Genomic DNA, 23956 nt, shown 5'->3' on the forward strand with positions numbered 1-23956 from the left:
CGCGCCTCGCTACCTGTCGATATCCCCGGGTCGTGGCGACGCCACCGGCCACACCCGGTCCGGGTGCGGCGGCGACGTTCCCACCCATTTCGAGCGCACCGCGCGATAGTGCGCCAGCGCATCGTAGCGCGGATGCGTGCCGTCGAGCTGGGCCACGGTCAGCCCGCCGGTGGCATCGAGCACGGTCAGCTCGGCGGCGAGCAGGTCGGTGCGCGCGGTGATCTCGGCGACCTGGCTCGACAGCGTCTCCTGCTGGGCGTTCAGCAGGTCCACCGTGGTGCGCGCGCCGACCGATTGCTGCTCGGCCAGGCCGCGTTCGGCGACAAGGTCGGCCCTGGTCGCGCGGCCTTCCACATCCACCCGCTCGCGGGCGGCCAGCATGTTGGCCCATGCGGTGCGGACCAGCTGGGTTGCGTCACGCGAGGCCTGGTCGACCAGGTCCTGTGCCTGCACGTTGCCTTCCTTGGCCTGCCGGACCGCCGAGAACGCGGCGCCGCCCTGGTAGATCGGCACGATGACCTGCACCAGCGCCTGGGCCACGTTGACGCTCTGCGAATAGAGTTCGTACTCGTACTGCCGCTGCCGCTCGAGCAGGCCGTTCAGGGTGACGACCGGCAGCAACTGGTCGCGCGCGAGGTCGATGCCGAGCCGGCTGGCGTCCATCATGTGGCGCGCCGCCACCAGTTCCGGATTGGCATCCTGCGCCATGCCAAGCGCCTCGGTCTCCGTCGGCGGCATCGCAAAGCCTGCGGCCGGCAGGGTGACCTCGCCGGGAACGATACCGACGGCGTTCTCGAAGGCGGCCTCGGCGCCGGTGACGTCGGCGGCGGCGGCGAGGGTGGCGGCGCGCTGCCGGTCGAGCCGCGCCTCCGATTGCGAGACATCCGCCTGGGTGATCGCGCCCGCCGCAAGCTCGACGCCGTTGGCCCGCAGGGTGCGCGCCAGCACCGCCTCGAGATTGCGGTCGAGGCGCAGGATCTCGCGGTCGCGCACCACATTCAGATAGGCGCTGCCGGCGCGCAGCAACGCCTGCTGCTCGCTGGCCGCCAGGGTCGCCCGCTGCGCCAGCACCCGCACCTTGGCGATCGCCAGCGCGTCGCTGACCCGGCCGCTGGCGTACAGCGTCTGGGTCAGGGTCAGCTCGTAGTCCTGCGGCGCGCGGTGCTCGGGATAGTGCAGCGTGTCGCTGCGGTTCTGGTACACACCCGGACCGATCTGGCCTTCCAGGTAGATCCGCGGCCGCCAGCCGGCGAGCGCCGTCGGCACGCCTTCGTCGGCCTGGCGCAGCTGCGAGCGGGCGGCGAGCAGCCTCGGATTGCTGTCGTAGGTGGCGTCGAGCGCCTGCAGCAGGCTCATCGGCTGACGGACCGCCGCCGGCTGGGCGTCCGGCGGCCGGAAGTCTTGCGGCCGGACCTGGGCGGCAACGGGCGCCGCATTCACCAGCAGGATGGCAAGGGCGGCGATCTGGGCGAGGCGCGGTTTCGGGGCGGACATGGCAAGGCTTCTACCAGCACCGCGGGACGGATGCTGCGTGTCCGGAAGCGTTGCCGGGTCTTGCCACGCACAAAGTTTCGCGTGCTGGCGCCGCGGTCGCGTGGCTGCTCTCCGGTCAGCCTTGGAGGCAGCCGGTACGCGCCATAGATACAGGACCAGTCATGACAGGATCAGTGTCCCAGATGCCCGAGTCCGCTACGGAAGCCGCGACCGCTCCAGCCGCCCGGCCGGGTCACGAGAAACCTGTTGCCGACCTGCCGGAATGGGACCTGTCCGATCTCTACCCATCCACCGACAGCCCGGCGCTCGCCGCCGACCTCGACGAGGCGGCCAGGGCTGCGCGCGACTTCGCCGCCACCCATGCCGGACGCCTCGCCGGCTACGACGCCGCGGCGCTGGCGTCGGCGATCGCCGGCTACGAGCGCATCGACGAGCGGCTCGGCCGGGCCTCGTCCTATGCCGGCCTGCTGTTCGCCGGCAACTCGTCCGACAGCGCGGTGGCGAAGTTCAGCCAGTCGGTGAACGAGCGCATCACCAGCATCGGCTCCGACCTGGTGTTCTTCACGCTGGAGCTGAACCGCCTGGACGATGCCAGGCTGGAGGACGAGGCCCTGGCCCGCTGGCAGCCCTTCCTGCGCGACCTGCGCGTGTTCCGGCCGCACCAGCTGTCGGACGAGGCGGAACGGCTGCTGCACGAAAAGGAGGTGACCGGCCGCTCGGCCTGGAGCCGGCTGTTCGACGAGACCATGGCGGGGCTGCGGGTGCCGGTGGGCGAGGAGCGGCTGACCGTCGGCGATGCGCTGAACCGGCTGGCCGACCGCGACCGCACCGTCCGCGAGCAGGCCGGGCGCGCCATCGGCGAACTGTTCCAGTCCAACATCCGGCTGTTCTCGCTGATCACCAACACCATCGCCAAGGACAAGGCGATCACCGACGGCTGGCGTCGCTATCCGCGTCCGGGCAGCTCGCGCAACCGCGGCAACATGGTCGAGGACGAGGTGGTCGACGCGCTGGTGCAGGCCGTCACCGGCAGCTACGGCCGGCTGTCGCACCGGTACTACGCGCTGAAGGCGAAGTGGCTCGGCCTGGAAAAGCTCGAGCACTGGGACCGCAACGCCCCGCTTCCGGGCGACGAGAACCGCGTGATCGAGTGGGACGAGGCGCGCGCACGGGTGCTGGGCGCCTACCAGGGCTTCGATCCGCGTATCGGGGCGATCGCGCAGCGCTTCTTCGACCGGCCGTGGATCGATGCCCGCCTGCGTCCCGGCAAGTCCGGCGGCGCCTTCGCGCATCCGACGGTGCCCTCGGCGCATCCGTACATCCTGCTCAACTACCATGGCCGCCCGCGCGACGTGATGACGCTGGCGCACGAGCTCGGTCACGGCGTGCACCAGATCCTGGCCGGCGAGCAGGGCTACCTGATGTCGGGTACGCCGCTCACGCTGGCCGAGACGGCGAGCGTCTTCGGCGAGATGCTGACCTTCCGCTCGCTGCTCGACAGCGAGACCGACCCCGACCGGCGCCGGCTGATGCTGGCCGGCAAGGTCGAGGACATGCTGAACACGGTGGTGCGGCAGGTCGCGTTCTACCGCTTCGAGACGCTGCTGCACGATGAACGCCGGTCGGGCGAGCTGCTGCCCGAACGCATCGGCGAACTCTGGCGGCAGGTCCAGGTCGAGAGCCTCGGGCCGGCCTTCAACTTCACGCCGGAATACGACGTGTTCTGGGCCTACGTGCCGCACTTCGTGCACTCGCCGTTCTACGTCTACGCCTATGCCTTCGGCGATTGCCTGGTGAATGCGCTGTACGGCGTGTTCGCGGACGGCCATCCCGGTTTCCAGGCCAAGTATCTCGACATGCTGCGCGCCGGTGGCACTCGCCGTCATCGCGAATTGCTGGCGCCGTTCGGGCTCGATGCGTCCGATCCGGCGTTCTGGCAGCGTGGGCTCGACGTGATCGCGGGCTTCATCGACGAACTGGAGCGCGTGTGATGGCCGACAAGCTGCCGAACGACCTCGACCGCGCGTCCAGCGTGTTCGGGGAAATCAGGCGCCTCGCGCGCACCTCCGGCGCGGTCGGCGGCATCGCCGCCCGCGTCGCCGGCGAGCGGTTCGGGTTTCGCGTCAACAAGGGGGCGCATGCCGAGGACCTGCGTGCGGTGCTCGGCGGCCTGAAGGGGCCGCTGATGAAGGTGGCGCAGCTGCTCTCCACCATTCCCGATGCGCTGCCGCCCGAATACGCCGCCGAGCTCGCGCAGCTGCAGGCCAATGCGCCGGCGATGGGCTGGTCGTTCGTGCGCCGGCGCATGGCGGCGGAGCTCGGGCCGGACTGGGAGCGCAAGTTCAAGAGCTTCGGCCGCGAGGCGGCGGCGGCGGCGAGCCTGGGTCAGGTGCATCGTGGGGTGCTGCCGGACGGCACCGTTGTTGCCTGCAAGCTGCAATATCCGGACATGGCGTCCACGGTGGATGCCGACCTGCGGCAGCTCCGGGTGGCGATGAACCTCTACCACCGCATCGACAATGCCATCCAGCAGGACGAGATCTACAAGGAGCTGGCCGAGCGGCTGCGCGAGGAACTGGATTATGCGCGCGAGGCGTCGCACCTGCGGCTGTACCGGATCATGCTCGGCGACTTCCCGTCGGTGAGCGTGCCGGAGCCGGTGGCCGGGCTCTCGACGTCGCGGCTGCTGACCATGCGCTGGCTCGACGGCGAGAGCTTCCGGCAGCGGCTGGAGCGCGACGCCTCGGAGGAGAGCCGCAACGAGATCGCCCGCGCCTTGTTCGGAGCCTGGTACCGGCCGCTGTATCGCTACGGCATCATCCATGGCGATCCGCATCTGGGCAATTTCCAGGTGCGCCCCGACGACGGGCTGAACCTGCTTGATTTCGGTGCCATCCGGATATTCCGGCCGAAGTTCGTGCGCGGCATCATCGACCTGTACGAGGCGATGCAGCACGACGACACCGAGCGCGCGCACCATGCCTACGAAACCTGGGGCTTCACCGACATCACCAAGGAGAAGATGGCGGTTCTGAACGAGTGGGCGAAGTTCCTCTACGAGCCGCTGCTGCAGGACCGGGTGCGCTCGATCCAGCAATCCAACGACCCGACCTTCGGCCGTGCGGTGCTCGAGAAGGTGCATGCCGGGCTGCAGCGCACCGGCGGGGTCAAGCCGCCGCGCGAGTTCGTGCTGATCGACCGATCGGCGGTCGGGCTCGGCAGCGCCTTCCTGCGCCTCGATGCGAAGCTGAACTGGTATCGCATGTTCCACGAGCTGATCGACAACTTCAACGAGGCCGAGCTTGCGGAGCGCCAGGCGGCGGCGCTGGCGGAGGCGCATGTGCCGCCGCCGATCCCGCAGTCGCACGCCATGGTGTGAAGGTCAGTCGCCGGCGACGGCCACGGCAGTCGGAGGAGGGTGGACCGGGTGACGGCGCTGCAGCAGGCGGCGGATCGGGCGCTCGTAGCACCGGCACAGGAGCCAGGCGAGCAACACGATCGGCGGCACCACGGCGTCAACCCACAGGCTGCCACGCCACCCCGGGTGATGGCGCAGCCAGGTTTCGACAATGCCCATGATCGGCATGTGGATGACGTAGAGTGGATAGGAAGTCTCGCCGAGCCATCGGAACATCGGCTGCTGGCGTCGCGGTTCCAGGCCGATCGACAGCCACAGGATCGCCGGAAGTGCGACCAGCACCATCATCAGGTCGACCTGCCAGTGCGTGGCTGGCAGGCTCAGGACCGCGACAAGGGACACCGCGGCGACCCACGACATGGTCCGGGACGGCACCATGAGGGGACGCAGCCGCCAGAGCAGCACGCCCAGGAAAAAGCCGAACAGCGCGCGGGCAAGGCCGCCACCGGCTGCCTGCCAGTCATATCCCAGGTCCAGGGAGCCGTGGCGTTGGGCGATCGACGCCAGCAGCAGGGCGGCGCTCAGCACGAACCCGCCGAGCAGCAGCCTGCCGGCGCGGATCATGATGGTAGCCCAGAGCAGGTTGACCAGGATCTCGAACGTCAGCGACCACAGCACGACGTTGCCGGGAAACAGCCACTGGCCGGCCGCACCGCCCGGAAGCGGGTTCGGCACCAGCAGGAGATTGAATCCATTCGCCCCCAGCAGGTGGGTGACACTACCGGCGGCGGGGGGATCCGACCACCAGCGCAGCACGCGGGCGAGCGCACCCGCCACGACGCCGAGCATGCTTAGCGGCAGCAGCCGCCTCGCGCGCAACAGCATGAACTGGAAGGGCGATAGTCCCGGCAGCCGTTCCGAATAGGCATGGGCCAGCACGAAGCCGCTCAGCAGGAAAAAGAAATCGGCCGCCAGCCAGCCGTGCGGCATCCAGATCGGGGCGCCGGTGCAACGACCGAGCTGGTAGGATGCCACGCCCAGGGCCGCGATGCCGCGCAGCGCATCGAGCAGGTCGTATCGTCCGACATATGCGACCGGTGCAGCCATTCCCTCCATCGACAGCGCCCTTCGGGAGATTGAGCCGTCGTGGCGGCCGCCGCGGAGAACAACCGAAACGAATGTGCGGATTCAAGCAGATTGATACGAGGCCGGAATACCTCCGCTGGCCGTCACGATTGCCCCCTGGGATCCGGGATGGCGGACCAGAGAACCGGGCAGGCTCAGATCGAGCCGGCGGGCGCTAGCCGGCCGGCACCGGCACGAGATCAAGCGAAGCGCCTCGGGTCGCGTCCTGCGCCTCCAGGCGCCCGCGTGCGAACACCGTCGACACCCACATGAACAGCGCGCTGGCGGGGGCGGCGATCAGCATGTTGTCGGTGATGCACTCGACGCTGACCCCGATCATGACCAGGCGCAGGATCACCTTGTCGGTGCTCCGCAGCCCGCGTGTCCAGTACCAGGTCCACAGCGTCATGAAGCCAGCCACCAGGCCGATGCCGACATAGCCGCCATCGACGCCGATACGGAGATACTCGTTATGGGCCGCCGTGGTGCCGAGCAGGTGGGCGGTGAGGCTGTCCGGATCCACCAGCATCTTGCCGGCGCCAACGCCCCAGCCCAGCATCGGTGAGCGATCCCACGCGGCTTCGAAATACGGCCAGATCATGTCGCGCCCGCTCATGCCCTCGGCGTGGTTCGAAAGCACCGTGAGGAGGCGGAGGCTCGAGGACGTCACCGCAAGGATCATCAGGCCCGGTAGTGCGAACAGGCAGACAAGCAAAGGCACCACGCGCTTGCGCAGATTGAAGTTCTCCGACTTCAGGGCCACGAACGTGATGCCGGTGACCATCACGGCGCAGAACAGGGGCGAACGCGATCCGGTGCCGACCAGGATCAGGAAGTTGATGCCGACAAGCGCTGAGTGCTTGGTGCGGCCGCCGCGGTATAGCTCCACCAGGGACGCATAGACCGCCATCATCGCGAGGGTGGCCAGGAACGCCGGGTGGGTCGATCCCGCCAGGCGGATCGAGCCGCTTTCATCCGGCGCGAAAAGCGGACGGATACCGGCGCCGGCCAGGACGACGCCGAATGCCAGCACCGCCAGTGGGACCCACATCGTTGTCTCGATGACCACATCGCACCAGCGGCGCGACAACCGGCTGAACGAGAACGCATAAGGCGCCGCCGAGCCGATCACGGTGCGTATGCTGTCCCCGGTACTCAGGTTCGGATGGAACCCATGAGCTGCCGCGGTGAAGAACATCAGCACGAATGCGAAACCGGGGTTCAGCAGGTCGGCGATCAGCCCGTATCGCAGGATGCAGATGGCGGCGAGGGCGAAGCCGGACGCCTTGACCACGGCGGTGATCAGGTTGTTCTGGCCCGGCAGGATGTCGGTCAGCCACATCTCCGGCGTGGTGCCGACGATGATCAGCCAGAGCGCGCAGCAGGCGACCGGCAGCCGCAGCGTCACCACCGCGATGCAGGCGAGCAGGCTGAGGGCGGTGACCCCGATCATCATCGACTGGCCCTCGTAGGCGGCCAGGATGTAGATCAGGAAGAAGGCGGCGCCGACCATGAAGGGCAGGCCGATCGACCGGAGCCCGGGGGCGTCGCGCAGCGCACGTGGCAACAGGGTCGCGCTCATGCGTAGCTGCTCTTGAAGGCGGCGAGGCGGGAGGCCTCGGTCAGGGTCGGTAAGGGCAACCAGGGCATCGGCAGGTCCTGAACAGGCGCCCGGAAGGATCGTGACGAGCGGGGCGGCGCAAGACGAGGCGACGCGAAGCGGGCCCCGGACGACGCGGTGGCGTCGCCGGGGCCCTCATAGCAAGCCGGGATGGCGGACCGGAACGGAAATCGGCGGCCCGGCTTTCTGGGGCGAGGGCTACTCGCCCGCGACGATGCGCAGGCTCGGGCGGTTGAGGTTGGCTTGCTGGCGGTAGATCGAGAGATAGTCCTCGGCCATGCGGCGCGCGGTGAACCGGGTCTCGAAGCGCCGGCGAATCGCAGCCGGATCAAGGTCGCGCAGCCGGGAGATCGCCGCCATCGCGCTGGTCTCGTCCTCGACGATCAGGCCGGTCAGGCCATCCTCGATCACCTCGGGCACGGAGCCGCGGTTGAACGCGATCACCGGGGTGCCGCAGGCCATCGCCTCGATCATCACCAGGCCGAACGGCTCCGGCCAATCGATCGGCATCAGCAGGCCGCAGGCACCGGACAGGAAGCCGGACTTCTGGCTGTCGTTGATCTCGCCGATCAGTTCGACACCGTCACCCAGCAGCGGGCGGATGTGGTGCTCGAAATACTCGGTATCGACCTTGTCTATCTTGGCGGCGATCTTGAGCTTGATGCCCGCGGCGCGCGCGATGCGGATCGCCTTGTCGACACCCTTCTCGGGGCAGATGCGGCCGAGGAAGGCGAGATAGTCGCGCGGGCCCGGGGTCGGGGTCAGCAGGTTCTCCGGCAGGCCGTGCAGCACGGTGCGCACGAAGTTCGCCTGCGGCAACGGCCGGCGCTGGCTGTCGGAGATCGACACCACCGGCACCTTGTTGAAGGTGTTGAACACCGGCTGCAACTCGGGGAGGTCCAGGCGGCCGTGCAGGGTGGTGACGAACGGCTTGGACTGCCGGCTGAAGAACGAGAACGGCCAGTAGTCCATGTGGAAGTGCAGGACGTCGAAATCGTCCATCCGGCGGGCGACGTGCTCCATCATCAGCATGTGCGGTGCGATCGGGTCGCGGATCGCCGGGTCCAGACGCAGGGCGCGGGGCCAGGACGGGTGCAGCTCGGCGGTGGTGACGCTGTCGCCGCTGGCGAACAGGGTGACTTCATGACCTAGATTGACCAGTTCCTCGGTGAGGAACGACACCACACGCTCGGTGCCACCATACAGCTTCGGTGGGACGGCTTCGTGCAGTGGGGCGATCTGGGCGATGCGCATGTGGGCTCCTCTGGTCAGTCAACACACGATAAGCGCCCCGATCGAGGCATTCTTGCGGCAGTCGCGCGGCAACATGGCGTCAATTTCGATACCGGTGCCGCGTTCCAATAAGTCCCCGGAACGATCCGGGTTGCATTCGACGCCGATCGCGTCGTGGGGGGCGGGGAGCCGCGGAGAGCATCGCAACGGCACCACAAGCGGCCCGGACGCATACTTGCGGATTACAGCCCATGACGGTCCTGCTAGAGCAGCAGTCAGGCGCTCCGGTACGCTTCCCGGCGATCCGATCAATCATCAAGGCGAGCCGGTCCGGCGGATCGGCTCGGTCCAACATCAAGGGGGGCGGACCCGCGTCTGCCCCGGGGACTGCGGCATGACCACCACCGTCGATCATTCGGCGACGATCTCGGACGCCGACCTGGTGCGGCTGTCGCGCCAGCCGCTCGCGTTCATGTTCCGCTACGTGCGGCGCCACAAGGTGCAGCACATCGCCATCATGCTCTCCGTGATCCTGGCGGTCGGCTGCGCGGTCGGCTCGTCCTACGCGGTGAACTTCCTGGTCGATACCCTGAACTCGCACAGGAACGGCCCGATGGGCCCGGTCTGGCGGGCGGTCGGGCTGCTCGGCGGGCTGATCGCCTTCGACAACATGGCCTGGCGCATCGGCGGCTGGATCTCGACCTACGCCTTCGTGACGGTCACCGGCGACCTCAGGCGCGACCTGTTCCGGCACCTGACCGGCCACGCGCCGTCGTACTTCGCCGACCGCATGCCGGGTACCCTCGCAGGACGTATCTCCGCGACCGCGACGGCGATGTTCACGCTCGAGAACCTGACCTTCTGGAACGTGCTGCCGCCGTGCCTCAACGTCGCCTTCTCAATCCTGCTGATGATCATCGTGAGTCCGCTGATGGCGGCGGTCCTGGTGGTGCTCGCCGGGCTGCTCTCGTGGCTGATGTTCAGCCTCGCCGCCGGCGGCCGTCCGCTGCACCATCGCTATGCCACCGAGGCGGCGCGGGTGGATGGCGAGCTGCTCGACGTCATCAACAACATGCCGCTGGTGCGCGCCTTCGGGGCGACCCATCGCGAGCGCCGCCGCTTCGGCGAGCGCATGAAGGGCGAGATGGACTGGCGCGGCCGCTCGCTGCGCTACCTGGAGAAGCTGCGCCTGGTGCACGCGCTGCTGACCGCGATCATGACCGCGGGCCTGCTGGTGTGGGCGATCCTGCTCTGGCACAGCCACAAGGCCAGCGTCGGCGAGGTGGTCATGGTGACCACGCTGGGGTTCATGATCCTGCATGGCACCCGGGATCTTGCGGTGGCGCTGGTCGAGACCATCCAGCACATGGCCCGCCTTGCGGAGGCGCTCGGTACCCTTCTGCTGCCGCACGACATGCCCGACGAGGCGGATGCCACCGGCTTCAACGGGCCGCCGCGCGGCGAGGTGGTGTTCGACAACGTGACCTACGCCTATCCCGGCGGCAGCCCGATCCTGGATGGCTTCAACCTGCGCGTCGAAGGCGGCACCCGGGTCGGCCTGGTCGGACGTTCCGGTTCCGGCAAGACCACCGTGCTCGCCCTGCTGCAGCGGCTTCGCTACATCCAGGGCGGACGGCTGCTGATCGACGGCGTGGAGCTGCGCAGCCTGACCGAGGAGGCGCTGCGCTCGGTCATCTCGGTGGTGCCGCAGGATGTGTCGCTGTTCCATCGCTCGGTGATGGAGAACATCCGCTACGGCAAGCCGGAAGCGTCCGACGACGAGGTGCGGGTGGCCGCCGGGAATGCCGGCTGCAGCGACTTCATCGAGGCCATGCCGGAAGGCTACAGGACCGAGGTCGGCGATCGTGGCGTGAAGCTCTCGGGCGGCCAGCGCCAGCGCCTGGCCATTGCACGCGCGTTCCTGCGCAACGCTCCCATCCTGCTGCTCGACGAGGCCACCAGCGCCTTGGATTCCGAGAGCGAGCAGAAGGTGCAGGAGGCGCTCGAACGGCTGATGGTCGGCCGCACGGTGATCGCGGTAGCGCACCGGCTCTCCACCCTGCGCGACTTCGACCGCATCATCGTGATGCAGTCCGGCCGGGTGCTGCAGGATGGCTCTCCCGCCCAGCTCGAACGCATCGAGGGGCCCTATCGCGACCTGCTTTCACTGCAGGCCGTCAGCCTGGAGGATGTCGCCTGAACGTTTACACATCACAGACTTGTGATTGAAAGCGTTTTGATATCATAATAAACGATGCTCGCCCGAGCGTGGTGCCCGGGGTGCTTCAGGCGGACCGTCCTCCATGAATTTCATCGTTCCGACAGAGGGTAACGGCAGGATGTTGCTGCCCCCCCGGCCGGCGGCCGCTGCCGATGGCACTGCGTTTGGCAACGCCGGGGGCGTGGCGCTCTCACGCGAGAACCTGAGCCAGAAGGCCTACCTGCGCATTCGCGCCTCGCTGATCTACAGCGAGCTGCGGCCCGGACAGAAGCTCATCCTGCGCCCGCTGGCCGCCGAGCTGGGGCTCAGCCCGACCCCGGTGCGCGAGGCGCTGTTGCGGCTGGTTTCCGAGCAGGCGCTGACCCTGGACGAGCGCGGCTCTGCCCTGGTGCCGGTGATCGGCCTGGAGGAGCTGCGCGAGATCGTCGAGATCCGCTCCGACCTCGAGGGTCGTGCCGCCTGCCGCGCCGCGCAGCGTGCCAGCGATGCCGAGATCAACCAGGCCGCCGAGCTCGCCGACCGCTATGGCCGCGCGGCCGCGGCTGGCGAGCGCGCGGCGATGCTCGAGCATAACGCCGACCTGCACCGGATGGTGTGCCGCATTGCCCGGGCGCCGCTGATCCTGCGCATCCTCGAGGGCATCTGGATGCGGATCGGCCCGGTCTATGCGCTCACCAACTCGGACACTCCGGAGCCGGTCGCCCGCCACCCGCATGACGACCTCATCGATGCGCTGCGCTCGCATGACGGCGATGCGGCCCGGGCGGCGGCGATCGCCGATATCCGGCACGGCTCGGCGGCGCTGGAGGCGTCCCTGGCCGAGGTGGCCTGACGGCTCGCCAGCCTGGGCCGGGGCGTCAACGGCTGCGGTCCAGCGTCATCCAGCTGCTGTCGGTGGGGTCCTGGCGGAAGCCGTAGCGCGCATAGAGCGAGTGCGCATCGGCGGTCCTGAGCGTCCAGTGCCCGACGGTGGCGAGCCCGGGATGGGAGAGGATGGTCTCCACCAGTGCGCGGCCGAGACCGAGGCCGCGTGATCCGGGGTGGACGAAGACATCGCCCAGGTGAGCGCGCAGCGCGTAGTCGGTAAGCAGCCGTCCGAAACCCACCTGGCGCTCGTCGGGCGCGTAGATCCCGAACGGCAGGCAGTTCGTCCAGCTCCGCAGCAGCAGCGAAGGCGGCATGTCCACCGCCCAGTAGGTCTGGGCGAGGGAGGCCAGGACCATCTCCATGTCGATCCGGCCACGATCGTCGCTGATGGCATGGCCACTGGCGAGCACCACCTCATGTGCCGTCCGGGTCGGCGATCCGAGCCGGAGCATCGGGCCGCTGCCTAGTGAGAGGCCGCTTCGGGCTCCGCCTTGTCGGCGCCGCTCTTGCTGTCGGCTTCTTCGGCCGTATGCGCGGCACCCCCGTTCGGCTTAGCCGCCGCGAGCTTCAGGCCGGGCACCTCGATATCGATCTCGAGGGTGGAGACCGAGGCGCCGCGATCCAGCTTCACCTGCACCTTGTCGCGGTCGATCGTGACATGCCGCGCGATCACCTCGAGGATCTCCTCGCGCAGCTTGGCGATCAGCTCGGACTGGCCCTCGCCATTGGTGCGCTCGTGCGCCAGCAGGATCTGCAACCGGTCGCGCGCGACCGGCGCCGAGTTCTTGCGGGTGAAAAAGCTCAGGAGGCTCATGCGACCCTCCACTTGAACCACTTGCCGAACAGGCCACGGCGCTCGCTCGGCACGCTCATCTCCAGCGTCTCGCCCTGCAGCCGGCGGACCGCGTCGAAATAGGCCCGCGCCGGCGCGCTCTCGGGATTGGACAGCGTCACCGGCGAGCCGAGGTTGGACGCGCGCAGCACCTCCTCGCTCTCGGGGATGATGCCGAGCAGCGGGATCGACAGGATCTCCAGCACGTCCTCGGTGCGCAGCATCTCGCCGCGAGCCGCACGCGCCGGGTCGTAGCGGGTCAGCAGCAGGTGCTTGTCGATCTTCTGGCCATTCTTGGCGCGCAGCGTGGTGCTGTCCAGCATGCCGATGATGCGGTCGCTGTCGCGCACCGAGGACACCTCCGGGTTGGTCACCACCACCGCCTCGTCGGCATGGTACATCGCCATCTGCGCTCCCTTCTCGATGCCGGCCGGGCTGTCGCAGACCACCCAGTCGAACTTCTCGCGCAGCTCGGCGATCACCCGCGCGACGCCGTCCGGGGTGAGGGCGTCCTTGTCGCGGGTCTGCGAGGCCGGCAGGATGGAGAGCGTGTCGACCCGCTTGTCGCGGATCAGCGCCTGGCTCAGCTTGGCATCGCCCTGCACCACGTTGATCAGGTCGAACACCACCCGGCGCTCGGCCCCCATGACGAGGTCGAGGTTGCGCAGGCCGACATCGAAATCGACCACCACGACGTTCTTGCCGCTCTGCGCGAGGGCCGCCCCGATGGCCGCGGTCGAGGTCGTCTTGCCGACGCCGCCCTTGCCCGATGTGACGACCAGAACCTTGGCCATAGTCCCTCCCTCTTGTGTCTTGATCTAGTCGAGCGGAAGCAGCACGAGCGTTTCGCCGTCGAGCCTGGTCTGCGTGCTCTTGCCGAGCAGCCCGGCCGGCATGTCCTCGGCGGTCATGTAGTAGCCGTCGATGGCGATCAGCTCGGCGTTCATGCGGCGGCACAGGATGCGGGCGTCGCGGTTGCCGGAAAGGCCCGCCACCGCGCGGCCGCGCAGGGTGCCGTAGATGTGGATCGACCCGCCGGCGGCGATCTCCGCCCCGGACGCCACCGACCCGATGACGATGACGTCGCCCTCGGCATAGACGATCGACTGGCCCGAGCGTACCGGCTCCTCGATGAGCAGCGACGGCGCCGCGCGCGCCGCTTCCTGCAGTCCCGCAGCGCCTCCCGCGGCATCCGCCTGTCCACCTTCGACGTCGTCCGGCACCTCGAGCGCGCCGACGGCACGGCCACCCGAAAACCCCTCCGGCCAATCCCAGCCCTCGGTGGCAGGCCAGGACTGGTCTGCCCCTTCGATGGCGATCAGCCGCACGCCGCGATCCGCCAGCGCCGGCAGCAGTTCGGCGATCCCCTCGTCGGACGGATCGAGCAGGCCGCAATCCAGGATCACCGGACGGCCGGCGAAGAAGCTGGCGGAGCGGGCGATCTGCGCGTCGAGGCCGAGCAGCCACGAGGCCAGCGGCGGCTCCGGCGACAGCACCAGGGCCATGAACGAGCGGCCGCGCACGCGAATCTGTGGCAGGGCGGCTGGAAGGTGCTGGGTATCGGACACTGGCTGCGACTATCCGCCTGCACGGGCGTGGTCAATCACAAAGCGGTCATACGTTGCAACAGAGGGCGGCGACGGCGTGCGAGCCGGTCGCGGCGGCGGACGGACCGCCCGATTTCCGGGCTTCGCAAGTGCCACGGCGATGGCGGTCCGGGTTGGGATGAAATAATTTCCGGCGATGCGAATCCTGCACCACCTCCCGCTCTCCCCGTTCTCGCGCAAGGTCCGCCTGGTGCTGAGCGAGAAGCGGCTGCCCTTCGAGCTCCGGACCGAGAAGCTGTCCGAGCGCCGGCCGGAATACCTGGCGCTCAACCCGGCCAACACGGTGCCGATGCTGGTCGAGGAGAGCGGACTGGCGATCCCGGATTCCGGGGTGATCTGCGAGTACCTGGAGGAGGCGTATCCCGATACGCCGCTGCTCGGACGCACGCTCGGCGAGCGGGTCGAGATCCGCCGGCTGGTCGCCTGGTTCGACGGCAAGTTCAACCTGGAGGTCACCCGCAACCTGGTGGGCGAGAAGATCACCAAGCGCATGGTCGGGCGCGGCAACCCCGATGCCGGCGCACTCCGGGCCGGCTATGCCAACGTGTCCGGCCATCTCGACTATATCGGCTGGCTGGCGGAGAACCGGAAATGGCTGGCAGGGGCCAACCTGTCGCTCGCCGACTTCGCAGCCGCCGCGCACTTGTCGTCGCTGGACTATATAGGCGACATCGACTGGAGCCTGTCGCCACCGACCCGCGACTGGTACGCCCGCATGAAGTCGCGCCCGAGCTTCCGGTCCATCCTGAACGACCGCATCACCGGCATCGTGCCGCCGCCGCACTATGCCGATCTCGATTTCTGACAGCCGGACGATGAGCGTCGCACCCCCCACCCTGCTGGTATTCGGACTGGGCTACGCCGCCACCGCCACCGGCATGCTGGCGGTCGAAGCCGGCTGGCGGGTAATCGGCACCACCGGCCGGCCACACTCCGGCGACGGCATCGAGCGGATCGCCTTCGAGGATGCCGCGCCGGCGCTGGGCGAGGCAAGCCACCTGCTGGTCTCGGTGCCGCCGCGCGATGCGGAGGGCCGCGATGTCGATCCGGTGCTGGCGCGCTACGGCGATGCGGTCCGGGCCGCGCCGGGGCTGCGCTGGATCGGCTACTACTCGACCACCGGGATCTATGGCGACCGCGGCGGCGGCTGGGTCGACGAGAGCAGCGAACCCGATCCCACTTCCCCTCGCGCGCGTCGCCGCATCGAGGCGGAGCAGGCCTGGACCGCTATCGCCGGGACCGCCACCGGCGGCGTCATCGACCTCTTGCGCATCGCCGGCATCTACGGTCCCGGGCGCAGCGTCTTCGACAGCCTGCGCGCCGGCACCGCGCGCCGGACCATCGCCCCGGGCCACTGCTTCGGCCGCATCCACCGCGAGGACATCGCCGGCGCCACCTTCGCCGCCATGCGGCGCCTGCCGGCCGGGCGCCGGGTGCTCAACCTCGCCGACGACCTGCCCGAGGAGAGCGCGGTGGTGACCTCCCACGCGGCATACCTGCTCGGGATGCCCGAGCCCGAGGGGGTGGAACTGGCGCGAGCCTGGCCGACGATGAGCCCGATGGCGCGCTCGTTCTGGGCTGACAACCGCAAGGTGGCCAGCGCCGTGACCCAGCAGGCGCTCGGCTATCGCTGGCGCTATCCGACCTTCCGGGAGGGACTGGCTGCCATTCTTGCGGCCGAAGCCGACGCGGCCTGAGCGATCAGGCCGGCTGGCAGAGCGCGTCGAGCGCCGCCGTCATCAAGGCGAGATCGTTCCGGCGCGACAGGCGGTGGTCGCCATCCTTGACCAGGGTCAGCTGCACGTCGTCCGCCGCGAGCCGCCCGGCGAGTTGCAGGCTGTCCTGCCACGGCACGTCGTCATCGCGCTGGCCGTGCAGGATCCTGACCGGGCAGCGTATCCCGATCGGCTCGTGCAGCAGGCAATGCCGCTCGCCATCCTCCAGCATCCGCCGGGTGATCGGGATCGGCTCGCCGTAGCGGCTCGGACGCTGCCAGACGCCGTCGCGGTCGAGTGCCTGCCTGGCTTCCGGCGGCAGCCGTGCCGCCACCCGCCGGGTCATGTCCGGTGCCGGCGCCACCAGCACCAGCCCGGCAATCCGGTCCGGGTGGGCAAGCGCCAGCAGCAGTGCGATCCAGCCGCCGATCGAGGAGCCGACCACCACGATCCTCTCTGACCGGACCTGTCCGCAGGCGAGCAGGGCATCGTCAAGCCAGACGCCGATGGTGCCGTCGGCGAAGCGGCCGCCGCTGTCGCCATGGCCGGAGGCGTCGTAGCGCAGGAACTCGCGGCCGTGCGCCCTGGCATGGCCGGCCAGGTGCGCCGCCTTCTCGCCCTGCATGGTGCTCATCAGCCCGTGCAGGAACAGGATCGCCGGGCCGTCGCCCGGTTGCCGCCGCGCCGCCAGCCGTACTCCGTCGGGCCGCAGGATCTCGATCGTGTCCGGGAGGGCTGCATCCTGCATGCGGGTGCAACAGCCTCCCACCATCGCCGTTCCCGTCCAGATCGTTGCGATTCCGCACGGGACAAGCCGCCCGGGCGCGTGCTATGGCGCCCGGCGATGTCGTCCAGCTCCCCGCCCGCGAAACCCCCTTCCGTGCAAGGTCGGCCTCCGGTGATCCTGCAGGTGCTCCCGTCGCTGCAGGCGGGTGGCGTCGAGCGCGGCACCATCGAGATGGTGCGTGCCATCGCGCAGGCGGGCGGCACGCCGCTGGTGGCGAGTGCCGGTGGCCGCATGGTCTCGCAGGTCGCGCGCGCCGGCGGCCGCCACGTCACGCTGCGCCTGATGACCAAGGACCCGCTCGGCATCTGGATGAATGCGTGGCGGCTGGCGAGGCTGATCCGGCGCGAGCGGGTCGACCTGGTGCATGCGCGGTCGCGCGCGCCGGCCTGGTCGGCGTGGCTGGCGGCGCGTCGCACCGGGGCCGCCTTCGTCACCACCTGGCACGGCGCCTACAGCGAGAACCTGCCTTTCAAGAAGCGCTACAACTCCATCATGGCGCGCGGCGAGCGGGTGATCGCCATCAGCCGCTTCGTCGCCGAGCGGCTGCGGTCCGACTATGCCGTCGGCCCGGACCGGCTGCGCATCATCCCGCGCGGCGCCGATCTCGCCGCCTTCGATCCGGCGGCGATCCGGGGCGACCGGCTGCACGCCCTGGCGTCGGACTGGAACCTGCCGTTCGGCGCCAAGGTGATCATGCTGGCTGGCAGGATTACCCCGTGGAAAGGCCACGAGCTGCTGCTGCGGGCGCTCGCCCGGTTGCCGGCGGACGCGCCGGACTGGGTCTGCGTGCTGGTCGGGCCGCGCCAGCGCGAGGGCACCCACGCCAATGCGCTGCTGGCGCAGGCGCACGAACTCGGCCTGATGAAGCGGCTGCGGTTCGCCGGTCATTGCGAAGACATGCCGGCCGCCTACGCGCTCGCCGACCTGGTGGTCATGCCGTCGCTGAAGCCGGAGCCGTTCGGACGGGTGGTGATAGAGGCACAGGCGATGGGGCGGCCGGTGCTGGTGGCGGGCCACGGCGGCGCCATGGAAACCGTCGAGGATGGCGTCAGCGGTGTGGTGTTCCCGCCCGGCGATGTCGACGCCCTGGCGCAGGGCCTCGCCCGCCTGCTGGCGCTGGATCCGGCAGAGCGCGCCACTTTCGCCGAGCAGGCGCGGGCGCATGTCGCCGAGCATTACTGCCTGCAGGCAATGCAGCGTTCGACGCTGGCGGTGTACGACGAACTGCTCGGCCGCCAACCCGATCCCCCACGATGGCGCGGATCCTGATCATCAAGCTGGGTGCGCTCGGCGATCTCGTGCAGTCCTTCGCGCCGTTCGCCGCCATCCGGCGGCATCACCCCGGCGCCCATCTTGCCCTGCTGACGACCCGTCCGTTCGTGGCCCTGTGCGAGGCGTCGCCGTGGTTCGACGAGGTGCTGGTCGACGACCGTCCGCCGTGGTGGCGGCTGAACCGCGTGCTGGCGCTGCGCCGGATGCTGCGCGGATACGACTTCGTCTACGACCTGCAGACTTCCGGACGATCGTCGCGCTACTTCCGCCTGGCCGGCCGTCCGGGCTGGTCCGGCATCGCCCGCGGCGCCTCGCATCCGCACGACAACTGCGCACGCAACTCGATGCATACGCGCGAGCGGCAGGCGGACCAGCTCGCCCGCGCCGGCATCGCCGAGGTGCCGTGGCCGGATCTCGGCTGGCTGGCCGGGCACGGGCGTTCGCTGCCGGAACCCTATGCGCTGCTGGTGCCGGGCGCCGCGCCGCATCGCCCGGCCAAGCGCTGGCCGGTGGGGCGTTACGCGGCACTCGCGAGCGCGCTGGCAGCCCGGGGCCTCCGCCCGGTGGTGGTCGGGGCCGCCGGCGACGCGCCGCTCGCCGCCGCGATCCGTTCGGCCTGCCCGACGGCGCTCGATCTCACCGGGCAAACCGGCCTTTCGGAACTGGGCGGTGTCGCGTCCCGTGCGCGGGTGGCGATCGGCAACGATACCGGCCCGATGCATCTCGCCGCCGCCATGGGCACCCGCTGCGTGGTGCTGTTCTCCGCAGAGAGCGACCCTGCGCTGACCGCGCCGCGCGGGCCCGACCCGGAGCGCGTGGTGGTGCTTCGGCGCGACGACCTCGCCGACCTGCAGGTCGAGGATGTCCTGGCCAGGGTTGCGGCATTCCCGGGCTGACGCCATAGGAAGTCCCCGCATTCCGCCAGGAGCCATTCCATGCCTGCGATCACCCTGCCCGACGGATCCGTGCGCCAGTTCGCGGCCCCGGTGACGGGCACCGCGGTGGCCGCCTCGATCGGCCCCGGCCTCGCGCGCGCCGCGCTGGCGATGGAAGTGGACGGACGGCTGGTCGATCTCGGCCACGAGATCGACGCCGACAGCCGCGTGGTGTTCGTCACCAGGCGCGATCCGCAGTCGCTCGGGCTGATCCGGCACGACGTGGCGCACGTGCTGGCGGAGGCGGTGCAAGGGCTCTATCCGGGCACCCAGGTCACCATCGGCCCGGCGATCGAGAACGGCTTCTATTACGATTTCGCCCGCAACGAGCCGTTCACCCCGGAGGATTTCCCGGCCATCGAGGCCCGCATGCGCGAGATCGTCGCACGCAACGCGAGCTTCACCCGCGAGGTCTGGCCGCGCGACGAGGCGATCGCGTTCTTCGAGGCGCGCGGTGAGCGCTTCAAGGCGGAGCTGATACGCGACCTGCCCGAGGGCGAGCCGATCTCGATCTACCGCCAGGGCGAGTGGCTCGACCTCTGCCGCGGCCCGCACATGCGCGGCACCGGCGACGTCGGCAACGCCTTCAAGCTGATGAAGGTGGCCGGCGCGTACTGGCGCGGCGACCACCGCAACCCGATGCTGACCCGCATCTACGGCACCGCGTGGCGCGACGCCGGCGAGCTGGAAGCCCATCTGCACCAGATCGAGGAGGCCGAGCGCCGCGATCATCGCCGCATCGGCCGCGAGATGGACCTGTTCCACATCCAGGAGGAGGCGGTCGGCTCGATCTTCTGGCACCCGAAGGGCTGGCGTCTCTACACCGTGCTGCAGGACTACATGCGCCGGATCCAGAGCGCTCATGACTATGTGGAGGTGCGCACCCCGCAGCTGGTGGACCGCTCGCTGTGGGAGGCATCCGGCCACTGGGAGAACTACCGCGAGCACATGTTCATCGCCGAGGTCGGCGACGCCGGCGAGGCGGAGGACAGGAAGCTCAGCCTGGCGCTGAAGCCGATGAACTGTCCGTGCCACGTGCAGATCTTCAAGCACGGGCTGCGCTCGTACCGCGAGCTGCCGCTGCGCATGGCCGAGTTCGGCGCCTGTCACCGCTACGAGCCGTCCGGGGCGCTGCACGGCATCATGCGCGTGCGCGCCTTCACCCAGGACGACGCGCACATCTTCTGCACCGAGGACCAGGTGGCTGCGGAGACCGCGCGTTTCGTCGCCATGCTGGCGCAGGTGTATCGCGATCTCGGCTTCGACAGCTTCGTGGTGAAGTTCGCCGACCGGCCCGACAACCGCGCCGGCGACGACGCCACCTGGGACCGCGCCGAAGCGGCGCTGGTGGAGGCCTGCCGGCTGGCTGGCGTCGGCTACGAGCTGAACCCGGGCGAGGGTGCGTTCTACGGCCCCAAGCTGGAGTTCGTGCTGCGCGACGCCATCGGCCGCGACTGGCAGTGCGGCACCCTGCAGGTCGACTACGTGCTGCCCGACCGGCTCGATGCCAGCTTCATCGGCGAGGACAGCGCGCGGCACCGGCCGGTGATGCTGCACCGGGCCATCCTGGGCTCGTTCGAGCGCTTCCTCGGCATCCTGATCGAGCAGTATGCCGGCCGCTTCCCGCTCTGGCTGGCGCCGGTGCAGGTGGTGGTAGCCTCCATCGTCACCGACGCCGAGCCGTATGCGCTCGAGGTCGTGGACCGGCTGAAGCGTGCCGGGCTGGTCGTGCAGGCCGATACCCGCAACGAGAAGATCAACGCCAAGGTGCGCGAGCACAGCCTGGCGCGGGTGCCGGTCATCCTGGTGGTCGGACGCAAGGAGGCGGAGGCGCGCACGGTAGCGATGCGCCGGCTGGGCGGTGCCGCACAGGAGCTGCTCGACCTCGACGAGGCGGTGCGCGCCCTTGCGGACGAGGCGCTGCCGCCCGATCTGAAACGCGTCGGGCGTGACCATGTTGCCGAGCTCACATGACAGCCGCCCGCGGCAGGCATGACGATTCTCTGCCTGCGCCGCGTCAGGTTACTTGCTTGCAAGGCGAAGGATGGGCGAGAACCCGGAGCGGGGAGGAACGCCGCGCCACGGCGCGTCGGCCCGTTCGACGACAGCTTCTTAACGACCACAGGAGACCACCATAGCCAGACCACCGATGCCCGCGCCTCCGACCCGTGAGGGCCCGCGCGTCAACGAGGAGATCCGTGTCCCGTCCGTCCGTCTGATCGACGAAGAAGGCGAGATGCAGGGCGTGATGCCGACCCGCGAGGCGATGCAGCGGGCTTTCTCGGTAGGACTCGACCTGCTCGAGATCAGCCCGAACGCCGAGCCGCCGGTGGTCAAGATCCTGGACTACGGCAAGTTCAAGTACGAGCAGCAGAAGAAGAAGAACGAGGCTCGGAAGAAGCAGAAGGTCATCGAGATCAAGGAGGTCAAGGTCAGGCCGAACATCGATGAGAACGACTACCAGGTGAAGCTGCGTGCCATGCGGTCGTTCATCGAGGAGGGCGACAAGGTGAAGGTCACCCTGCGCTTCCGTGGCCGCGAGATGGCGCACCAGGATCTCGGCGTGAAGGTGCTCGAGCGTATCCGTGGCGACATGGACGAGCGCACCAAGGTCGAGCAGATGCCACGCATGGAAAACCGCCAGATGATCATGGTGCTCTCTCCGCGCTGAGCAGGGCGGCACCCACGCGATCGACACGAGGACCCGGGTGAGAGCCCGGGTTTTCTTTTGTGCAGAGGAGACCCCGCATGGATGAGAGCCCGGACGAGGTGAGGATCCTGGAGGTCCGCGTGCTGGCCGAGGGCCATGGCGTGCTGCGGACCACCCGGATGCAGCATCGCCGCTTCGATGGCACCTGGCAGACCCTGAACCGCGAGACCTACGATCGCGGCAACGGATGCGCGCTGCTCGCCTACGATCCCGTTCGTGGATGCGTGCTGCTGGTGCGGCAGTTCCGGTATCCGGCCTACGTGAGCGGCCATGCCGCGCCGCTGCTGGAGGTCATTGCCGGGCTGGTGGACGACAATCCACCCGATGTCGCCATACGCAAGGAAGCTCACGAGGAGGCCGGGCTGACACTGCGCGCGGTGCGGCCGGTGTTCGCGGCCTATATGAGCCCAGGCGCGATCACCGAGCGGCTCAGCTTCTTCGTCGCCGAATACGAGGCGTCCGACCGCACCGGCGCCGGTGGCGGGTTGATCGGCGAGGGCGAGGATATCGAGGTGGTCGAGATACCTGCCGACACCGCCATCGCCATGATCAGCGATGGCCGGATCGTCGATGCCAAGACCATCATGCTGCTACAGCACGCAAGGCTGTCCGGCCTCATCTGAGGCCGCCGCCCGCGGCGCTGGCCCGGTCAGGAGGAGCGGGCAGCCTGCCTGCGCATGGCGTCGAGCAGCTTGTCGATATCGTTGCCGTTGCGCGAGAGGTAGCTCGCATAGTCCTGGCGCTGGGTGAGGCTCAGGCTGACACCCTCGCCGAACACGTCCTCGACGCGCGGCGCACCACCGGCATGGCCAAGCACCCAGTCGACATCGGCGGAGGGCTGTCCCGGCCGGTCGATGGTGGTCGCGACCTGCGTCTGGCCGTTGCCGTGCGGCGTGTCGGCACCGACCGAGAAGCGCACGCCCTGGTATTCGCCCAGCCTCGAGGTGATGGTGTTGAGCAGCACATGGTGGAACAGGGTGACGAACTGCTGCTGCTGGGTGGGCGAGGCCAGCTTCCAGTAGCGGCCCATCGCAAATTTGGCGATGCCATCGACATCGACGTTGCGATCGATAAGCGGCTGGATCTGCTGCCGCTTCTCGGCGGCCGAACCTGGACCGTTGATCACCGCAACCAGCTTGTCGCCGAACTGGTGCACGAAGGCGACGTCGGCGCTTTCGGCGCGAGCCGGGGTGCCTGCCATCGCCATGCCGCAGCACAGTGCGACGGCGCCGGCGAGGGCGCCGAGGCGGCGGCGAGGCACGGCGCCGCGAGGGAGAGCACGTCGGTCGTGCATGCTGTCGGCCCCGATCATTGCGTGTACCAGTCCGGTGTCGTCATACGGTTGTCCTTGCGCATCGCCTCGATCTGCGCCGCACGGTGCTGCCGATACAGGCTGCGCAGCGTGGCATAGGGATCGAGCGCATCGCGGTTGATCTGGTCGAGGGCGTCGAGCACTCCGGCGCGGGCATCCACCACCCCGATACCGTAGAGCGCCCAGTTCAGGGTCAGCAAGCCATAGCCGCGCGGCACGTAGGTCAACGGCGAGAGCGCGATGTCCATGCCGAAGCCGGTGGCCGCCTGCGGCGAGGACGGGCCCAGGCCGGGCAGGTAGAGGTACGGCCCCTGCGGCACGCCCCAGCTCGCCAGCGTCATCCCGCCATCGGCGTCGTGCGCCGGGTAGCCGAGGCCCTTGGCCACATCGAGCACGCCGCCGATGCCGGCCGTCGAGTTGACCACGAAGCGGACCAGGGTGTCGCCGGCGCGGCGCGGCTTGGTTTCGAAGATGTCATTGAAGAAGGTGGCCGGGCTGGCGAAATTGGCGAGCGCGTTGTGCACCCCGGTTCGCACCGGCTGCGGCACCACGTAGACGTAGCCCTGGGCGACCGGCTTGAGGGTGTACTTGTCGACCGTGTTGTTGACCCTGAAGAAGAAGCGGTTGGTCGGCTCCAGCGGATCGTTGGTGCTGTTGTAGTCCGCGAGCGCGTCCGGATCGGTCGGCTTCTGGGCGCAGCCGCCGGCGCCGAGCAGGAGCGCGGCGGCGATGACCGGAGCGGCGCACCGGGTGTGTGCCAGCAGGTTCTTAACGGTCCGCATTCTCATTCCCGACTTCTCTGCACCTGCTTGGTCCGCGGCGGTCCTGGCGATTGACCGGACGGTCACACGGCAACTTCATTAACAC

The 23956-nt window shown here is 69.1% G+C and carries 22 protein-coding genes; 11 read left to right on the forward strand and 11 right to left on the reverse strand.

All coding sequences use genetic code 11. The features are described 5' to 3' along the window. Positions 1 to 9 precede the first annotated feature (9 nt). Positions 10 to 1494, reverse strand: a complete 1485-nt coding sequence (locus FE263_RS09405) for a TolC family outer membrane protein (RefSeq protein ID WP_138325760.1) — start codon at positions 1492 to 1494, stop codon at positions 10 to 12. A gap of 182 nt (positions 1495 to 1676) precedes the next feature. Between FE263_RS09405 and FE263_RS09410 the strand changes: the two genes are divergently transcribed. Further along, on the forward strand, positions 1677 to 3485 hold the full coding sequence (locus FE263_RS09410; protein WP_240759316.1) for a M3 family oligoendopeptidase: 1809 nt from the start codon (positions 1677 to 1679) through the stop codon (positions 3483 to 3485). Further along, a complete protein-coding gene (locus FE263_RS09415; protein WP_138325762.1) occupies positions 3485 to 4873 on the forward strand; it encodes an ABC1 kinase family protein in 1389 nt (462 codons plus the stop codon). Before FE263_RS09410 ends, FE263_RS09415 begins: the two co-directional genes overlap by 1 nt. 3 nt (positions 4874 to 4876) lie before the next feature. Here the strand turns inward: FE263_RS09415 and FE263_RS09420 are convergent, their stop codons facing one another. The 3 genes from FE263_RS09420 to FE263_RS09430 all read right to left on the reverse strand — a co-directional run bounded on the left by FE263_RS09420 (position 4877) and on the right by FE263_RS09430 (position 8852). Then, entirely contained in the window at positions 4877 to 5959 is a 1083-nt protein-coding gene (locus tag FE263_RS09420; RefSeq protein WP_171034023.1) for an acyltransferase family protein, read from the reverse strand. Positions 5960 to 6152: 193 nt separating this feature from the next. Then, a complete protein-coding gene (locus FE263_RS09425) occupies positions 6153 to 7559 on the reverse strand; it encodes an O-antigen ligase family protein (RefSeq protein WP_138325764.1) in 1407 nt (468 codons plus the stop codon). A 237-nt stretch (positions 7560 to 7796) separates the two neighbouring features. Then, positions 7797 to 8852, reverse strand: a complete 1056-nt coding sequence (locus FE263_RS09430) for a glycosyltransferase family 4 protein (protein ID WP_138325765.1) — start codon at positions 8850 to 8852, stop codon at positions 7797 to 7799. A 373-nt stretch (positions 8853 to 9225) separates the two neighbouring features. On the opposite strand from FE263_RS09430, the gene FE263_RS09435 reads away from it, so the two are divergent. Both FE263_RS09435 and FE263_RS09440 read left to right on the forward strand, forming a co-directional pair. Then, the gene (locus FE263_RS09435; protein ID WP_138325766.1) at positions 9226 to 11031 is read left to right on the forward strand and encodes an ABC transporter ATP-binding protein; all 1806 of its coding nucleotides are present in this window, start codon (positions 9226 to 9228) and stop codon (positions 11029 to 11031) included. A gap of 139 nt (positions 11032 to 11170) precedes the next feature. Continuing rightward, positions 11171 to 11884 carry a GntR family transcriptional regulator gene (locus FE263_RS09440; protein WP_138325767.1) on the forward strand — a complete coding sequence of 238 codons (714 nt, stop codon included), beginning with the start codon at positions 11171 to 11173 and terminating at the stop codon, positions 11882 to 11884. Between the two features lie 25 nt (positions 11885 to 11909). Here the strand turns inward: FE263_RS09440 and FE263_RS09445 are convergent, their stop codons facing one another. From FE263_RS09445 to minC, 4 genes are read right to left on the reverse strand one after another with little or no spacing between them, the layout of a single operon-like run. Then, positions 11910 to 12371: a GNAT family N-acetyltransferase gene (locus tag FE263_RS09445; protein WP_138325768.1), complete on the reverse strand. Its 462-nt coding sequence runs from the start codon at positions 12369 to 12371 to the stop codon at positions 11910 to 11912. Between the two features lie 11 nt (positions 12372 to 12382). Then, a complete protein-coding gene (minE, locus tag FE263_RS09450) occupies positions 12383 to 12733 on the reverse strand; it encodes a cell division topological specificity factor MinE (RefSeq protein WP_138325769.1) in 351 nt (116 codons plus the stop codon). Beyond that, positions 12730 to 13545 carry a septum site-determining protein MinD gene (minD, locus tag FE263_RS09455; protein ID WP_138325770.1) on the reverse strand — a complete coding sequence of 272 codons (816 nt, stop codon included), beginning with the start codon at positions 13543 to 13545 and terminating at the stop codon, positions 12730 to 12732. Before minD ends, minE begins: the two co-directional genes overlap by 4 nt. 24 nt (positions 13546 to 13569) lie before the next feature. Beyond that, positions 13570 to 14274 carry a septum site-determining protein MinC gene (gene minC / locus FE263_RS09460; RefSeq protein WP_338086708.1) on the reverse strand — a complete coding sequence of 235 codons (705 nt, stop codon included), beginning with the start codon at positions 14272 to 14274 and terminating at the stop codon, positions 13570 to 13572. A gap of 220 nt (positions 14275 to 14494) precedes the next feature. Here minC and FE263_RS09465 point away from each other — a divergent pair, with 220 nt between their 5' ends. Together FE263_RS09465 and FE263_RS09470 are read left to right on the forward strand one after the other, a co-directional pair. Continuing rightward, positions 14495 to 15163: a glutathione S-transferase family protein gene (locus FE263_RS09465; protein WP_138325771.1), complete on the forward strand. Its 669-nt coding sequence runs from the start codon at positions 14495 to 14497 to the stop codon at positions 15161 to 15163. 10 nt (positions 15164 to 15173) lie between these two features. Then, positions 15174 to 16055, forward strand: a complete 882-nt coding sequence (locus FE263_RS09470; RefSeq protein WP_138325772.1) for a Rossmann-fold NAD(P)-binding domain-containing protein — start codon at positions 15174 to 15176, stop codon at positions 16053 to 16055. Positions 16056 to 16059: 4 nt separating this feature from the next. Here the strand turns inward: FE263_RS09470 and FE263_RS09475 are convergent, their stop codons facing one another. Next, entirely contained in the window at positions 16060 to 16821 is a 762-nt protein-coding gene (locus FE263_RS09475) for an alpha/beta hydrolase (RefSeq protein WP_138325773.1), read from the reverse strand. 132 nt (positions 16822 to 16953) lie between these two features. Here FE263_RS09475 and FE263_RS09480 point away from each other — a divergent pair, with 132 nt between their 5' ends. The 5 genes from FE263_RS09480 (at position 16954) to FE263_RS09500 (ending at position 22400) form a co-directional block, all read left to right on the forward strand. After that, positions 16954 to 18129, forward strand: a complete 1176-nt coding sequence (locus tag FE263_RS09480; protein ID WP_240759319.1) for a glycosyltransferase family 4 protein — start codon at positions 16954 to 16956, stop codon at positions 18127 to 18129. Continuing rightward, complete coding sequence (locus FE263_RS09485) at positions 18114 to 19028, forward strand: glycosyltransferase family 9 protein (RefSeq protein WP_138325775.1); 915 nt, start codon at positions 18114 to 18116, stop codon at positions 19026 to 19028. The genes FE263_RS09480 and FE263_RS09485 overlap by 16 nt, the downstream gene beginning before the upstream one ends. A gap of 39 nt (positions 19029 to 19067) precedes the next feature. Next, complete coding sequence (gene thrS, locus FE263_RS09490) at positions 19068 to 21041, forward strand: threonine--tRNA ligase (protein ID WP_138325776.1); 1974 nt, start codon at positions 19068 to 19070, stop codon at positions 21039 to 21041. Positions 21042 to 21216: 175 nt separating this feature from the next. Continuing rightward, a complete protein-coding gene (gene infC, locus FE263_RS09495) occupies positions 21217 to 21738 on the forward strand; it encodes a translation initiation factor IF-3 (RefSeq protein WP_138325777.1) in 522 nt (173 codons plus the stop codon). A gap of 77 nt (positions 21739 to 21815) precedes the next feature. Then, the gene (locus tag FE263_RS09500) at positions 21816 to 22400 is read left to right on the forward strand and encodes an NUDIX domain-containing protein (RefSeq protein ID WP_138325778.1); all 585 of its coding nucleotides are present in this window, start codon (positions 21816 to 21818) and stop codon (positions 22398 to 22400) included. A gap of 26 nt (positions 22401 to 22426) precedes the next feature. Here FE263_RS09500 and FE263_RS09505 read toward each other — a convergent pair whose 3' ends face one another. Beyond that, positions 22427 to 23071 carry an MlaC/ttg2D family ABC transporter substrate-binding protein gene (locus FE263_RS09505; protein WP_171034025.1) on the reverse strand — a complete coding sequence of 215 codons (645 nt, stop codon included), beginning with the start codon at positions 23069 to 23071 and terminating at the stop codon, positions 22427 to 22429. Positions 23072 to 23085: 14 nt separating this feature from the next. Beyond that, positions 23086 to 23871, reverse strand: a complete 786-nt coding sequence (locus tag FE263_RS09510) for an MlaA family lipoprotein (protein WP_138325780.1) — start codon at positions 23869 to 23871, stop codon at positions 23086 to 23088. Positions 23872 to 23956 lie beyond the last annotated feature (85 nt).

The organism is Lichenicoccus roseus (genome assembly GCF_005844085.1).
Lineage (GTDB): Bacteria > Pseudomonadota > Alphaproteobacteria > Acetobacterales > Acetobacteraceae > Lichenicoccus > Lichenicoccus roseus.

Bases quoted from the DNA above. Each gene is read 5' to 3' on its own strand.
- FE263_RS09405 (WP_138325760.1), bottom strand. From the start codon at position 1,494: ATGTCCGCCCCGAAACCGCGCCTCGCCCAGATCGCCGCCCTTGCCATC.
- FE263_RS09410 (WP_240759316.1), top strand. From the start codon at position 1,677: ATGCCCGAGTCCGCTACGGAAGCCGCGACCGCTCCAGCCGCCCGGCCG.
- FE263_RS09415 (WP_138325762.1), top strand. From the start codon at position 3,485: ATGGCCGACAAGCTGCCGAACGACCTCGACCGCGCGTCCAGCGTGTTC.
- FE263_RS09420 (WP_171034023.1), bottom strand. From the start codon at position 5,959: ATGGCTGCACCGGTCGCATATGTCGGACGATACGACCTGCTCGATGCG.
- FE263_RS09425 (WP_138325764.1), bottom strand. From the start codon at position 7,559: ATGAGCGCGACCCTGTTGCCACGTGCGCTGCGCGACGCCCCCGGGCTC.
- FE263_RS09430 (WP_138325765.1), bottom strand. From the start codon at position 8,852: ATGCGCATCGCCCAGATCGCCCCACTGCACGAAGCCGTCCCACCGAAG.
- FE263_RS09435 (WP_138325766.1), top strand. From the start codon at position 9,226: ATGACCACCACCGTCGATCATTCGGCGACGATCTCGGACGCCGACCTG.
- FE263_RS09440 (WP_138325767.1), top strand. From the start codon at position 11,171: ATGTTGCTGCCCCCCCGGCCGGCGGCCGCTGCCGATGGCACTGCGTTT.
- FE263_RS09445 (WP_138325768.1), bottom strand. From the start codon at position 12,371: ATGCTCCGGCTCGGATCGCCGACCCGGACGGCACATGAGGTGGTGCTC.
- minE (WP_138325769.1), bottom strand. From the start codon at position 12,733: ATGAGCCTCCTGAGCTTTTTCACCCGCAAGAACTCGGCGCCGGTCGCG.
- minD (WP_138325770.1), bottom strand. From the start codon at position 13,545: ATGGCCAAGGTTCTGGTCGTCACATCGGGCAAGGGCGGCGTCGGCAAG.
- FE263_RS09465 (WP_138325771.1), top strand. From the start codon at position 14,495: ATGCGAATCCTGCACCACCTCCCGCTCTCCCCGTTCTCGCGCAAGGTC.
- FE263_RS09470 (WP_138325772.1), top strand. From the start codon at position 15,174: ATGAGCGTCGCACCCCCCACCCTGCTGGTATTCGGACTGGGCTACGCC.
- FE263_RS09475 (WP_138325773.1), bottom strand. From the start codon at position 16,821: ATGCAGGATGCAGCCCTCCCGGACACGATCGAGATCCTGCGGCCCGAC.
- FE263_RS09485 (WP_138325775.1), top strand. From the start codon at position 18,114: ATGGCGCGGATCCTGATCATCAAGCTGGGTGCGCTCGGCGATCTCGTG.
- thrS (WP_138325776.1), top strand. From the start codon at position 19,068: ATGCCTGCGATCACCCTGCCCGACGGATCCGTGCGCCAGTTCGCGGCC.
- infC (WP_138325777.1), top strand. From the start codon at position 21,217: ATGCCCGCGCCTCCGACCCGTGAGGGCCCGCGCGTCAACGAGGAGATC.
- FE263_RS09500 (WP_138325778.1), top strand. From the start codon at position 21,816: ATGGATGAGAGCCCGGACGAGGTGAGGATCCTGGAGGTCCGCGTGCTG.
- FE263_RS09505 (WP_171034025.1), bottom strand. From the start codon at position 23,071: ATGCACGACCGACGTGCTCTCCCTCGCGGCGCCGTGCCTCGCCGCCGC.
- FE263_RS09510 (WP_138325780.1), bottom strand. From the start codon at position 23,871: ATGCGGACCGTTAAGAACCTGCTGGCACACACCCGGTGCGCCGCTCCG.